General features: G+C 68.8%; 10 protein-coding genes. 6 read left to right on the forward strand and 4 right to left on the reverse strand.

The annotated features are described in order from the left end of the window. Positions 1-28 precede the first annotated feature (28 nt). Positions 29-778, reverse strand: a complete 750-nt coding sequence (locus ACN5W5_RS10805) for a sulfite exporter TauE/SafE family protein (RefSeq protein WP_420048524.1) — start codon at positions 776-778, stop codon at positions 29-31. 20 nt (positions 779-798) lie between these two features. Between ACN5W5_RS10805 and ACN5W5_RS10810 the strand changes: the two genes are divergently transcribed. Further along, positions 799-1,437 (forward strand): trimeric intracellular cation channel family protein, encoded by a 639-nt coding sequence (locus ACN5W5_RS10810; RefSeq protein WP_420048525.1) that lies wholly within the window; start codon positions 799-801, stop codon positions 1,435-1,437. Positions 1,438-1,480: 43 nt separating this feature from the next. Here the strand turns inward: ACN5W5_RS10810 and pcaF are convergent, their stop codons facing one another. Further along, positions 1,481-2,683 (reverse strand): 3-oxoadipyl-CoA thiolase, encoded by a 1,203-nt coding sequence (pcaF, locus tag ACN5W5_RS10815; RefSeq protein ID WP_420048526.1) that lies wholly within the window; start codon positions 2,681-2,683, stop codon positions 1,481-1,483. A 77-nt stretch (positions 2,684-2,760) separates the two neighbouring features. On the opposite strand from pcaF, the gene ACN5W5_RS10820 reads away from it, so the two are divergent. After that, the gene (locus ACN5W5_RS10820) at positions 2,761-3,198 is read left to right on the forward strand and encodes a DUF1841 family protein (protein WP_420048527.1); all 438 of its coding nucleotides are present in this window, start codon (positions 2,761-2,763) and stop codon (positions 3,196-3,198) included. Positions 3,199-3,245: 47 nt separating this feature from the next. Here ACN5W5_RS10820 and ACN5W5_RS10825 read toward each other — a convergent pair whose 3' ends face one another. Further along, on the reverse strand, positions 3,246-3,914 hold the full coding sequence (locus ACN5W5_RS10825) for a c-type cytochrome (protein ID WP_420048528.1): 669 nt from the start codon (positions 3,912-3,914) through the stop codon (positions 3,246-3,248). A gap of 162 nt (positions 3,915-4,076) precedes the next feature. Here ACN5W5_RS10825 and ACN5W5_RS10830 point away from each other — a divergent pair, with 162 nt between their 5' ends. From ACN5W5_RS10830 to ACN5W5_RS10845, 4 genes are read left to right on the forward strand one after another with little or no spacing between them, the layout of a single operon-like run. Further along, entirely contained in the window at positions 4,077-4,919 is an 843-nt protein-coding gene (locus tag ACN5W5_RS10830; protein WP_420048529.1) for an AAA family ATPase, read from the forward strand. 37 nt (positions 4,920-4,956) lie between these two features. Continuing rightward, positions 4,957-6,144: a vWA domain-containing protein gene (locus ACN5W5_RS10835; RefSeq protein ID WP_420048530.1), complete on the forward strand. Its 1,188-nt coding sequence runs from the start codon at positions 4,957-4,959 to the stop codon at positions 6,142-6,144. Between the two features lie 6 nt (positions 6,145-6,150). Further along, positions 6,151-8,124, forward strand: coding sequence for an autotransporter assembly complex protein TamA (locus tag ACN5W5_RS10840; RefSeq protein WP_420048531.1), 1,974 nt, complete (start codon positions 6,151-6,153; stop codon positions 8,122-8,124). Positions 8,125-8,129: 5 nt separating this feature from the next. After that, positions 8,130-12,233 carry a translocation/assembly module TamB domain-containing protein gene (locus ACN5W5_RS10845; RefSeq protein ID WP_420048532.1) on the forward strand — a complete coding sequence of 1,368 codons (4,104 nt, stop codon included), beginning with the start codon at positions 8,130-8,132 and terminating at the stop codon, positions 12,231-12,233. 108 nt (positions 12,234-12,341) lie between these two features. On the opposite strand, the gene ACN5W5_RS10850 is transcribed toward ACN5W5_RS10845, so the two are convergent. Continuing rightward, the gene (locus ACN5W5_RS10850; RefSeq protein WP_420048533.1) at positions 12,342-12,986 is read right to left on the reverse strand and encodes an FMN-dependent NADH-azoreductase; all 645 of its coding nucleotides are present in this window, start codon (positions 12,984-12,986) and stop codon (positions 12,342-12,344) included. Positions 12,987-13,085: the final 99 nt, after the last annotated feature.

Raw genomic sequence — 13,085 nt, forward strand, 5'->3', positions numbered from 1 at the left:
AAACTGGGTCTATGTTATCGCCACGCCTTCAGCGCCAGGCGTCCCACACCAGCTTGACGCCGGTGAGGAACATGCCGGTGTAAACCAGCCGGTAGAACAGCAGCGGCTGGATGCGGTGCGCAATGCGCACCCCCACCCAGACCCCGATCGGCGCAAACGGCAGCAGCGCCAGCGAGGTCAGCATGTTGCGCAGGTCCAACAGGCCCAGCCAGGCGTAGGGAATCCACTTCGAGAGGTTGATGAAGAAAAAGAAGAAGGCCATGGTGCCGGTGAACAGCACCGGCGAGAGCCGCAGCGGGATCACATAGGCGTTGATCGGCGGGCCGCCGGCGTGGGCGATGAAGCTGGTGAAACCGGAGGTGGCCGTCAGGATGGCACCCACCCATTTCGGTGGCGGCGGGCTGTCGGCCCTGGGCGGAAACAGCAGGCGTTGCGCCAGGAACAGCAGGGTGAAGCCGCCCACGATGCCGGCCACCACCTTGGCGTCGAGCACCTTGAACAGCAGCGCGCCGATCACGATGCCGAGCAGGCCAAAGGGCAGCAGGAAACGCAGCAAGCGGCGATCCACGTTCTTTCGAAACGCCGCCATGCCCAGCAGGTCCATCACCAGCAGCACGGGCATCAGGATCGCTGCCGCATGCGGCACCGTGACCGCCAGCGCCATCATGGGCACGGCGAGCGAGCCGAAGCCGGCGCCAAAGCCGCTCTTGCTCACCCCCAGCAGCAGCACCGCTGGAATCGCCACGGCGTAGAAGAAAGGGTCGGTGATCAGGGGCATGGGGCGACGACAATCCGGCGATGCACAACGTTCAATTCTGGGGCGAAACCCTGCGCCTGCTGGTGGAGCTGGCGGCCACGGCCGCTTTCGCGCTGTCGGGCATCATGGAAGGCGCCCGCAAGCGGCTCGACGCGGTCGGCGTGTGTGTGGTGGGCTTCCTTACCGCGTTCGGCGGCGGCACGCTGCGCGACCTGCTGCTGGACCAGCGGCCGTTTTTCTGGGTGCGCCATGTGGAGATGCTGTGGGGGGTTCTGGCCCTGTGCGTGCTGGCCATGCTGTTCTTGCGGGTTCGCCATTTTGCCCTGACCGAAAAGGCCATCCAGTGGCCCGACGCGCTGGGCCTGGGCCTGTTCGCCGCCACCGGCGTGCACCAGGCGCTGCAACTGGAGCTGCCCGCGCTGGTGGCCGTGCTCATGGGCCTGATCACGGGCGTGTTCGGCGGCGTGCTGCGCGATGTGGTGTGCAATGAAATCCCGACCGCTTTCCACGACCACCGCCCCTATGCGGTGTGCGCCTTCGTGGGCGGCTGGGTGTATGTGGGGCTGTGGCAGATGGACGCGCCCGGCTGGCTGGCGCTGATCGCCTGCGTGGTCGTCACGGCCGGGCTGCGGGCGCTGGCGCTCTGGCGCAACTGGCAGCTGCCGGCCTGGAGGCACTGACTGGCCACCCCCCTGCGCCGCTTCGCTTGTCCGCCCCTGGACTTCAGACCCGCTCGATGATCAGAGCAATGCCCTGCCCCACCCCGATGCACATGGTGCACAGCGCGTAGCGCCCGCCCGTGGCGTGCAGGCGGTTGACCGCCGTGGTGGCCAGGCGGGCGCCACTGGCGCCCAGCGGATGACCCAGCGCGATGGCGCCGCCCCAGGCGTTGACCCGTTCATCGTCGTCCTGCAGACCCAGGGTGCGCAGCACCGCCAGGCCTTGGGCGGCAAAGGCTTCGTTGAGTTCGATCACGTCCAGCTGCTCCAGCGTCAGGCCGGTGAGCGCGAGCACCTTCTGCGTCGCTGGCGCCGGGCCGATGCCCATGATGCGCGGGGCCACGCCGGCCGTGGCCATGCCGACGATGCGGGCCTTGGGCGTGAGTCCGTTCTTGGCGGCGGTGGCTTCATCGGCCAGCAGCAGCGCGCAGGCGCCGTCGTTCACGCCGCTGGCGTTACCCGCCGTCACCGTGCCGTCGGGCCGCACCACGCCCCTGAGCTTGGCGAGTGTTTCGAGGCTGGTTTCGCGCGGGTGTTCATCGGTGTCCACGACGATGGCGTCGCCCTTTTTCTGCGGAATGCTCACGGCGCAGATCTCGCGCGCCAGATGACCGGCTTTGATCGCGGCGACGGCTTTCATCTGGCTGGCCAGGGCCATGCGGTCCTGCGCCTCGCGCTCGATGCCGTAGTCGGTGGCGACGTTTTCTGCCGTTTCGGGCATGGAGTCCACGCCGTACTGGGCCTTCATCAGCTTGTTGACGAAGCGCCAGCCGATGGTGGTGTCGTAGACGGCGTTGTTGCGGCTGAAAGCGCTCTCTGCCTTGGGCATGACGAAGGGTGCGCGGCTCATGCTTTCCACGCCGCCGGCGATCATCAGGCCGGCTTCACCGGCCTTGATGGCGCGTGCGGCCGTGCCCACGGCGTCCAGGCCGGAGCCGCACAGGCGGTTGATGGTGGCGCCCGGCACCTCCAGCGGCAGGCCGGCGAGCAGGCTGCTCATGTGGGCGACGTTGCGATTGTCTTCACCGGCCTGGTTGGCGCAGCCGAAGAGCACGTCGGTGATGGCGCCCCAGTCGACGTTCGGGTTGCGCGCCATCAGGGCACGCAACGGGATGGCGCCGAGGTCGTCGGTACGCACACTGCTGAGCGCGCCGCCGTAGCGACCGAAGGGGGTGCGGATGGCGTCGCAGATGAAGGCCTGGGTCATGTGGTGTCTCCTGAACAGTGGGCACCACTGTACCCAAGCGGGTCACGGGGTGTCGTTGCTTGCGGGACAATGCCCCCATGTTCAATCCGTCTCAAGCCGATGTGCGGCGATTCTTCTGTTCGGTCCACGCCAAGCGCCTGGGCGAACAACCCATGGAGGCCATCGAAACCCTGGCCGGCCAGTGGATCGCCGAACATCCCGAATACCACGCCGAACTGTCCGACGTGGACACGGCCCTCGCCCGCCTTGGCGAACCGGGCAACGGCACCAGCGAGAACCCGTTCCTGCACCTGTCCATGCACCTGTCCATCAGCGAGCAGTGCAGCATCGACCAGCCACCGGGCATCCGCCAGGCGGTGGAACTGCTGGCCGCGCGCCGTGGCGACCTGCACGCTGCGCACCACGAAGTGATGGAGTGCCTGGGCACCATGCTCTGGGAAAGCCAGCGCGCCGGTCGCCCGCCCGACGGCCAGGCCTACATCGACCAGGTGCGCCGCCGGGCAACGAAAGACTGACACAAAAAAGCCGCTCATCGAGCGGCTTTTTTTGGGGCGAACAGCAATCAGCGGAAGCGAGGCTGCGGCACCACCGACAGTTCGCCATCGAGTGAAGCCAGGTACTTGGCGATCTGGCGCATTTCGGCGGGTGAAAACTGCTTGGCCATGCCGGCCATGATGGGGTTGGCGCGACCCACCACCTGGTTGCCCTCGACCGTGTAGGCCTTGAGGGCCACGAACAGGTAGTCGGCGTGCTGGCCACCGATCTTGGGGTAGGTCGGGTCGATCGGCTTGCTGAAGTTGGCGCCGTGGCAGGACGCGCAGGCGCCCTTTTCGATCAGGGCCTGCGTGACCTGGTCGGGGGCCTTGGGCGTTTCGGCCGCGGTCTTGGAAGCCTGTGCGGCGTAGAAAGCGCCCAGATCGGCCATGTCCTGCTCGCTCAGCGAACCGGCGATGCCGCGCATGGACGGGTGCTTGCGTTCACCCTTCTTATAAGCCGTCAGGGCCGAGATGATGTACTTGTCCGACTGGCCCGAAATCTTGGGGACCTTGTGGATCTCGGGAAAGCTGTTCTGGTAGCCCGGGATGCCGTGGCAGCCGATGCACATGTCGGCCTTCTTCTGACCGGCGTCAGCGTTGCCGGTGAGGCCCTGCGCCTGGGCGGTCAGAGCGACCGCAGAAAACGTCGCAGCGGCGACAAGTGAACGGGCGATCATGGGCAACAGTTGGTTCATTTTGCAAGCACAATGAGATGAATGATTGATAAAAATCAATGCTCGATTATATAGACTCGATCATCACCAGCCACTTATTGATTACCCTGATTCCCGGCCCTGCGGCCAGTGGACCGCGGCCCGTACCAGCAGCGTTTTCCTTCCCAACCCGAAGCCCCCGACATGAAATTCCAAGGCACCCAGAACTACGTCGCCACCCAGGACCTGATGCTGGCCGTCAACGCGGCCATCACCCTGAAGCGCCCGCTGCTCGTCAAGGGCGAGCCCGGCACCGGCAAGACCATGCTGGCCGAAGAAGTGGCCGAAGCGCTGAAGCTGCCGCTGCTGCAGTGGCACATCAAGAGCACCACCAAGGCGCAGCAGGGCCTGTACGAATACGACGCGGTGAGCCGCCTGCGCGACTCGCAGCTCGGTGACGAGAAGGTCAAGGACATCCACAACTACATCGTCAAGGGCGTGCTCTGGCAGGCCTTCAACGCCGACCAGCCGGTGGCGCTGCTGATCGACGAAATCGACAAGGCCGACATCGAGTTCCCCAACGACCTGCTGCGCGAACTCGACCGCATGGAGTTCTATTGCTACGAGACACGCGAGCTGATCCGCGCCAAGCACCGCCCGCTGGTGTTCATCACCTCCAACAACGAAAAGGAACTGCCCGACGCCTTCCTGCGCCGCTGTTTCTTCCACTACATCAAGTTCCCCGACGCCGAGACCATGAAGCGCATCGTGGACGTGCACTTCCCCGACCTCAAGCAGGAGCTGCTGACCGCGGCGATGAAGACCTTCTACGACGTGCGCAACCTGCCCGGCCTGAAGAAAAAGCCCAGCACCAGCGAACTGCTGGACTGGCTCAAGCTGCTGCTGGCCGAAGACATCCCGCTCGAAGCGCTGCAGAGCGCCGACAGCAAGGTCAGCATCCCGCCGCTGGTGGGCGCCTTGCTGAAGAACGAACAGGACACCACGCTGTTCGAGAAGCTGGTGTTCATGAACCAGCGGAACCGGTGACCGGCGGTTCTTGCGTCCTCGCTCTGGAGGTCCTGCCATGCTGATCGACTTCTTCTACACCCTGCGAGCCGCCAAGCTGCCGGTCTCGGTCAAGGAGTTCCTGACCCTGCTTGAAGCGCTGCAGGCCGACGTGGTGGGACCGACGAATCCGGACGCCTGCACCATGGACGACTTCTACTTCCTCAGCCGCACGGCGCTGGTGAAGGACGAGAAGCACTTCGACAAGTTCGACCGCGCCTTCGCCGCCTACTTCAAGGGCGTGGAGATGATCGCGGACTTCACCAAGCCGATCCCGGCCGACTGGCTGCGCCAGGAGCTGGAGCGCATCTTGTCTGCCGAGCAGATCGCCAACGCGCCCAAGATGGACTGGGACGAGCTCATGGAGACGCTGAAGAAGCGGCTCGAAGAGCAGAAGGAGCGCCACGAGGGCGGCAGCAAGTGGATCGGTACCGGCGGCACCTCGCCGTTTGGCCACGGCGGCAAGAACCCGCAGGGCATCCGCATCGGTGGCAAGGGCGGCAACAAATCGGCGGTGAAGGTGTGGGAGCAGCGCGCCTACCGCGACTACGACGACACGCAGGAACTCGGCACGCGCAACATCAAGGTCGCGCTGCGCCGCCTGCGCAAGTTTGCGCGCGAAGGCAACGACCTCGAGCTCGACCTGCCCGACACCATCCGCGCCACCGCCGCCAACGCCGGCTGGCTCGACATCAAGATGATCCCGGAGCGGCACAACAACGTGAAGGTGCTGCTGCTGATGGACGTGGGCGGCACGATGGACGAACACATCCAGCGCGTCGAGGAGCTTTTCAGCGCGGTCAAGAGCGAGTTCAAGCACCTGGAGTTCTATTACTTCCACAATTGCGTCTACGACTTCGTGTGGAAGAACAACCGCCGCCGCTACGCCGAGAAGTTCCCGACCTGGGACATCATGCGCAAGTACAACAAGGACTACAAACTCATCTTCGTGGGTGACGCGACCATGAGCCCCTACGAAATATTGCAGCCCGGCGGCAGCGTGGAATACAACAACGAGGAAGCGGGTGCCGAGTGGTTACAACGGCTCACACACACGTTTCCCAAATTCGCGTGGATCAATCCAGAACCCCAGGGGGTGTGGCAGTATCGACAGAGCATCAGCGTGATCCAGCAACTGATGGGCCAGCGCATGTACCCGCTGACCCTCAAGGGGCTGGAGGACACGATGAGGATGCTCTCGAAATAGCCCCGCATGAACCTCCCCCTTCTGCGCCGTGTGGCTTCCACACGGCTTTTTTGTCTGCTTTTGTTGCTGCCGCTCGGGGCCGCGGCGCAGACAACCGCCGCGTCCGGACCCGACGCCGCCGGCACGGCCGCCGCTCCGCAGCTTGAGCCCGACGGTGCCGCAACAGGCCCGGCGCGCTTCGACATCCAGCTCGAAGCGCCCGCAACGATTCAGCCCTTCCTGCTGCGCCACCTCGATCTCCAGCGTTACCGCAACCTGCAGGACCTCGACGGCAGCGAACTCGACCGGCTGCTGATCGCGGCCCCCGACAACCTGCGCGACCTGCTGGGCACGCAGGGCCACTTTTCACCGCAGATCAGCGTCGGCCGCGAGCCCGCCACCCCGGACGGCGCAGCGGCGCCCGCGCTGGGCACGGTGCGCATCCGCATCGAGCCGGGTCCGATCACCTCGGTGGCTTCTTCCAACGTCTATTTCCGGGGCGACATCGCGAACGCCGAAGCCGCGGCGGCCCAGCGCGAAACCATCCAGCGCAGCGGCCAGCAGGCGGTGGGCCAGGATTTCACGCAAGCCGGCTGGGGCCGCGTGAAGTCCGACACCCTGCGCCTGCTCACCAACGAGCGCTACCCGCGGGGCCGCATCGTCAACAGCCTGAGCGACATCGACACCACGGCGAACGCCGCCCACTGGCACATCGAGCTCGACTCCGGCCTGCCGGTACAGATCGGCACCGTGCGGGTGGAAGGCGCCGAGCGCTACGGCACGGCCACCGTGGAGCGCCTGGTGCGCCTGGCCGGCCTGCGGCCCGGCGCCGACTACAGCCTCACCCGGCTGCAGGACGCCCAGCAGAAAATCGCCGACAGCGGCTACTACACCTCGGTCTTCGCCTACGTCGATCTGGAGCCCGGCGACGACCCGGCCACCGGGGCGCCGGTGGTGGTGCAGGTGAAAGAAGCGCAGCTGCAAAGTGTCGTGCTCGGCGTGGGCGGAAGCACCAACAATGGCCCGCGCCTCTCGGCCGAACACAAACACCTGCGCCTGCCCGTCATCGGCTGGCAGGCGCTGAGCAAGCTGCAGCTCGAACGCAACGACCAGCAGCTCTCGTCCGACTGGAGCGCGCCGATCGAAGACGACGGCTGGCACTGGCTCGCCGGCGGGCGCCTGGCGCGCCAGATCGACGACGACACCACCGTCTCCAGCCTGCGGCTGAGCGCGGGCAAGGCGCAGGCCAGCGCCCTGCTGGACCGCCGCTATTTTCTGCAGTTCGACCGCGCGCGCACCGTCAACACCGTCTCAAGACTGGCCTCGTCCGACGGCAACGACGCCGCCATCTCGGCCAACTACGGCTGGACCTGGCGCCGCTTCGACACCCTGCCCTACCCCAACCGGGGCTACGGCCTGGGGCTCACGCTCGGTGTCGGCATGACGCTGGGCGGCGTGCGCCAGCCCTTCGTCAGCACCCAGGCGCGCTGGCTCGGCTACTGGCCGCTGGACCCCGTGACCGAGGTGCTGGACGACCTGCTCACGCTCGGCCAGGCGCCGGACAAACCCGCGTCCAGCAGCCGCAACGGCCGCCTCGCCTTGCGCCTGCAGGGCGGCGCGGTGCTGGCCGACGCCGACGCCCCCATCCCCGACACCCTGCTCTTTCTCACCGGCGGCGACACCACGGTGCGCGGCTACGGCCTGCGCGACATCGGCGTGGTGCAGCCCGACGGCAGCGTCACCGCCGGGCGCTACCTGGGCGTGGCCAGCTTCGAGTGGCAGCGCCCGATCTGGCGCAACAGCGTGCGCACACCCTGGGAAAGCGTGCTGTTCGTGGACGCGGGCGTGGTGACCAACCAGACCACACAAGTGGACACCCGGGTGGGCGTGGGTGCGGGCCTGCGCTACAACAGCCCGGTGGGGCCGCTGCAGCTGGACCTGGCCTACGGCGTGGACGCCAAACGGTTCCGCGTCCACCTCAACGTCGGCTTCAGCTTCTGATCCGCATGACCGAACACGACAGCCCTTCCCCTGCGCCCGAAGCCGCGGCGTCCGCGCGACGCCCGCGCCCGCTGGGGCGGCGCCTGGCCCTCTGGCTGCCCGGCACGTTGCTCGCGCTGTTGCTGGCCGGGGTCGTGGCTCTCTGGCTCTGGGCCGCCACACCGGGCTCGCTGGCGCAGGCGCTGGGCTGGGCCGACCGCTGGATGCAGGGGCGCACCGACACCCTGGGCCAGTTGCACACCGAAGGCGTCGAAGGCAGCCTGCGCGGCGGCGGCCGCATCGCCGCGCTGCGCTGGAAGCGGGGCGCGCTCAGCGTGCAGGCCGAAGGTGTGCAGCTGGACTGGAACGAGTCGCTGTGGACCGGCGCGCTGCTAGGCCGCGGTGCGCACCCGAAGGCGCTGACCATCCGCACGCTGAGGGTGAACGACGAGCGCCCGCCCACGCCCAGCGAACCGATGCAGGCGCTCACGCTGCCCTTGCCGCTGAGCCTGGCGTTCAGCGTGGACCACTTCGAACTCACGGGCAAGACAACGCTCCAGCTCGACGGCATCCGCGGGCACTACCGTTACGGCGCGCTGAGCGACACGGGCGACGCGCCCGCGCTGCCCGACACCCCGGGCCTGAGCACCGCCCACCGCCTGCGCCTGGACGCGCTGCAGCTCGCTGACGGCCACTACCGCGCACAACTCAGCCTGGGCGGCGAAGCCCCGATGCCGCTGGCGCTGGACCTGCAGGGCGACATCCGCACCACCGTGCCCGACGGTGCCGGCCTGAGCCTGGCCGCCGAAGCCCGGGCACGCGGCACGCTCGGCGGCGCACAAGCCGCGCTGGACCTCAGCGCCAGTGCCCAGGACGCGCCCGGCGCCGCCGGCCCAGAAACCACGCTCGCACTCACCGCCCGTGTCATGCCCTGGGCCGCCCAGCCGCTGGTGAGCGCCGACCTGAACACCCAGGCCCTGAACCTCGCCGCGCTCTGGCCCTCCGCGCCCGCCACGGCCCTGAGCGGCCGGCTGCAGGCCCGGCCCGAGGGCGACGGCTGGCGCGCGCAGCTCGCGCTCGACAACACGCTCATCGGCCCCGCCGATCGGAAAGGCCTGCCGCTGCAAAGCCTGAAGGCCGACATCCAGCAGCTCGGCCAGCGCTGGACCGTCTCCGGCCTGGAAGCGCGCCTGGGCGCTGGTGAACTGAAGGGCCAGGGCGGTTTCAACCTCGACACCTCGGGCGCCACCACCACCGTGAGCCAGTGGCAGGGCGAACTCCAGGCCCAGGGCATCCGCCCCGCCCTGCTCTGGAGCCCGCTGGCCCCGGGTGCGCTGGACGGCCAGTTCAGCGCCCAGGCCGCTCCCGACGCCAAGGCACCCAACGCGCTGGACCTGAGTGCCCGCGTCGTGCCTTCGGCCCGCCAGCCGGCCGGCCTGCGCCTGAGCGAGGTGCGCGTCAAAGGGCAATGGCGACCGGACGCCGCCTTGCCGGCCCGGGGGGTGCTCGAACTCGCTGAGGCGCGCGTGCGCATGGCCGACGCCCAGCTGGATGCCAGCGGACAACTCGACACCACGCGCTGGGCCTACGACGGCCAGCTGAGCCTGCAGGTGCCCGGTGCCCGGCTTGACGCCCAGGGCCAGGCCGCCTACGCGCAGGGACAGGGCGAAACCCGCCTGCAGCTGGACAGCGCCGCCCGCGTGCTGGCCTGGGTGCGCAGCCTGCAGAACCTGCCTTTTGTGGGCGACTCCGTGCGCGCGGCGCTGGACGGCCAGGACGCGCTGCGCGCCGAGGGCAGCGGCAGTGCACGGCTGGGCTGGGTGGGGGGGCTGGGCGCGCTGGGCTGGCCGGTGCCGCCGGGTGAGACCCGCCCGGAAGGTGGCGCTGCAGCGCCCCGGCTGCAAGCCTCGGTGACCGTGCCGCGCCTGAGCCTGCAGACCGGCCAGGCCACCGCCACCGTGTTCAGCGGCGTGTCGCTCCGGGCCGAGGGTCCGATGAACGCCCTGCAACTCAGCGCCCAGGGCAGCGCCAGCGCCCCACCCTGGCAGGCCACACTGGCCGCCGCCGGCAACAGCACTCTGACACCCGGCGCTGGCCGGCTGGACCTGAGCCGTCTGTCGCTGAGCCTGGCGGAAAACCAGCCGGGCGACACCACCGCCCCCACCGGCTGGACGCTGCAAAACGCCCAGCCGCTCCAGCTGCGCTGGCAAAACACGGCGGCCACCGGCCTGGCCGTGGACGCCGGCACGGGCGAGCTGCAGCTGCGGCCCCAGCCCGGCGCGGCACCGGCCCTGAACACGCCCGTCACCCTCGGCTGGCAGCACCTGGTCTGGCGTGCGCAGGCGCTGGAGACCCAGGGGCGCCTGCAAGGCCTCTCATTGCCCTGGATCGATGCGCTGACGGCGCTGGGCCAGCCGCCGGGCCGCGGGCTGATCGCGGCGAACAACCTGAGCGGCGATCTGGTGTTCGATGGCGAATGGGACCTGCGCGTGCCCGCCGACACGGCCTCGCCATTGACGCTGTCGGCCTCGCTCCAGCGCCGTGCGGGCGACCTGCGCTGGCAGGGCAACGGCAGCGCCGCGTCGGCCACGCCCGGTGCCCCCCCCGGCAGCCCGGTGACGGCCGGCGTGAAAGACGCGCGCATCAGCCTGAGCGTGAAAGACCGCGAGCTGCAGGCGCTGCTGCGCTGGGACACCGAACGCCTGGGCCAGGCCAGCGCCGACGCGTCCTCCCGGCTCAACCCGGGCAGCGCGCCGGCCAACGCCAGCGCGCTCGAACGCTGGTGGCCCACCAGCACGCCGATCCGCGGCACGGCGCAGGTGCGGCTGCCGCAGGTGGGCGTGTGGTCCATGCTGGCGCCGCCGGGCTGGCGCATGAACGGCACGCTCACGGCCGACGCCACGCTGGGCGGCACGCGCGGCGCGCCCGAATGGCGCGGCAACCTGCAGGGGGACGAGCTGGCGCTGCGCTCGCTGGTGGACGGCTTCGCCTTCAGCAACGGACAACTGCGCGCCACCCTCGTCGGCGACCGCATCAGCGTGGACCGCTTCAGCCTGCAAGGCCCGGGTGGCGCCGCCGTCGGCGGCACCCTGGAAGCCAGCGGCCAGGCCGAATGGCGCGCCGTCCCCGGCAGCCTGCTGCGCCAGCCCTTCATCGATCTGCAGGTGCAGGCGCAGCGCCTGCGCGTGTCCAACCGGGCCGACCGCCGCCTCACGCTCTCGGGCGAAGTGAGCGCGAAACTCGCCGGCCGCGAGCTGCAGTTGCGCGGACAGCTCAAGGCCGATTCGGCGCTGTTCATCCTGCCCGACGAAACGGCCCCCAGCCTCGACGCCGACGTGGTCGTGCGCACCACCCGCACCCTGCCCACCGAGGCCGGCGACGGGCAGCGCGTGTTGCCCGACGTGTCCATCCGCCTGGACCTGGGTCCGCAGTTCGAGGTGCGCGGCCAGGGCATCCAGACCCGGCTCGAAGGCCAGCTCACCGTGCTGGCCACGCCGGCCTTGCCCACACCGCGCGTGATCGGCGAGGTGCGCACCGCCAGCGGTACCTACCGCGCCTACGGCCAGCAGCTCAACATCGAAACCGGCGTGATGCGCTTCACCGGGCCTTACGACGACCCGGCGCTGGACATCCGTGCCACGCGCAAGCTGCCTGAAAACACCGAGCAGCGCGTGGGCGTGCTGATCACCGGCAACGCCCAGGCGCCGCGCGTGGGCCTGTTCGCCGATCCCGACCTGCCCGATGGCGACAAGCTGGCCTGGCTGGTGCTCGGCCGCCCGGCATCCTCAGCCGGCGCGCAGGCGTTCGTGTTGCAGCAGGCTGCGCGCCGGCTGCTCTCGCGCGGCGGCGAACCGCTGGAAGGCGCGCTGGCCCAGTCGCTCGGGCTGGACGACATCGGGTTCTCCAGCACCGGCACCCGCACCAACGCCGACGGCACCACCACCACCGACGCCGCCCTCACGCTGGGCAAGCGCCTCTCCAACGACCTCTACCTGAGCTACGAGCAGAGCGTGACCGGCGCGATGAGCACCGTGTCCATCCTGTACGACCTCTCCAAGCGCCTGACCTTGCGCGCGCGCGCCGGCACCGAGAACGCGGTCGACCTGATCTTCACCAAAAGATTTGATTGACCCCCCGCCGCGCTGCGCGCGACCCCCCAGGGGGCAACACGAGCGGCCCGGCAAAGCCGGTTCCGCCGTGTTCTGGGTTCAGACACTGCGCTCCGGAGCCGTGTTTGCTCAGGCTGCTTCAGCCACCACTGCCTGGTTCGCCGCTGCTGCGGTGTGGCGGCTGATCTCGCCTTCGGCGGTGGCCAGGGCCTGGGCCTTGGCGTCCGGGCCCATGGCCACGCCCTCGGCACGCACAAAGCGCACGTCGGTGATGCCGAGGAAGCCGAACACGGTCTGCAGGTAGCTCTCCTGGTGCTCCATGGCGCGGCCACCTTCGCTGGTCGAATAGACGCCGCCGCGCGTGATCGCCACGATCACCGTCTTGCCGCCGGCCAGGCCCACCGGGCCCTTGTCGGTGTACTTGAAGGTGCGGCCGATCTGGGCCACGCGGTCGATCCAGGCCTTGAGCTGGCTTGGCACCGAGAAGTTGTAGAGCGGCGCGCCGACCACGACCACGTCGGCGGCAAGAAACTGGCTCACCAGCACTTCGGACAGCGCGTTTTCCTCCCGCTGGATCGCGGTTTCGGCGGCCTGGCCGGTGCGGAAACCCAGGGCGTCGGCGCCCAGGTGGGGCACCACGTCGGCGGCCAGGTCGAGGTGCTGCACCTGCGTGCCGGGGTGGCTGGCCACCCAGGCGGCCACGGTGCGGGCGGTGAGCTGGCGGGAAACGGACTGTTCGCCGGTGATGGCGGAATCGATGTGCAGCAGTTGCATGGTGATCTCCTGAAAGGGGTGGGCCACGTGGCGTGGCGGTGAATTGATTGTGATTTCGTAGCGATTTACTGATAAGTCACCAGATTTGATATTGATCGT

The sequence above is a fragment of the Hydrogenophaga sp. ZJX-1 genome, from assembly GCF_048590325.1.
GTDB lineage: Bacteria > Pseudomonadota > Gammaproteobacteria > Burkholderiales > Burkholderiaceae_C > Hydrogenophaga.

Bases quoted from the DNA above. Each gene is read 5' to 3' on its own strand.
- ACN5W5_RS10830 (WP_420048529.1), top strand. From the start codon at position 4,077: ATGAAATTCCAAGGCACCCAGAACTACGTCGCCACCCAGGACCTGATG.
- ACN5W5_RS10840 (WP_420048531.1), top strand. From the start codon at position 6,151: ATGAACCTCCCCCTTCTGCGCCGTGTGGCTTCCACACGGCTTTTTTGT.
- ACN5W5_RS10850 (WP_420048533.1), bottom strand. From the start codon at position 12,986: ATGCAACTGCTGCACATCGATTCCGCCATCACCGGCGAACAGTCCGTT.
- pcaF (WP_420048526.1), bottom strand. From the start codon at position 2,683: ATGACCCAGGCCTTCATCTGCGACGCCATCCGCACCCCCTTCGGTCGC.
- ACN5W5_RS10805 (WP_420048524.1), bottom strand. From the start codon at position 778: ATGCCCCTGATCACCGACCCTTTCTTCTACGCCGTGGCGATTCCAGCG.
- ACN5W5_RS10820 (WP_420048527.1), top strand. From the start codon at position 2,761: ATGTTCAATCCGTCTCAAGCCGATGTGCGGCGATTCTTCTGTTCGGTC.
- ACN5W5_RS10835 (WP_420048530.1), top strand. From the start codon at position 4,957: ATGCTGATCGACTTCTTCTACACCCTGCGAGCCGCCAAGCTGCCGGTC.
- ACN5W5_RS10810 (WP_420048525.1), top strand. From the start codon at position 799: ATGCACAACGTTCAATTCTGGGGCGAAACCCTGCGCCTGCTGGTGGAG.
- ACN5W5_RS10825 (WP_420048528.1), bottom strand. From the start codon at position 3,914: ATGAACCAACTGTTGCCCATGATCGCCCGTTCACTTGTCGCCGCTGCG.
- ACN5W5_RS10845 (WP_420048532.1), top strand. From the start codon at position 8,130: ATGACCGAACACGACAGCCCTTCCCCTGCGCCCGAAGCCGCGGCGTCC.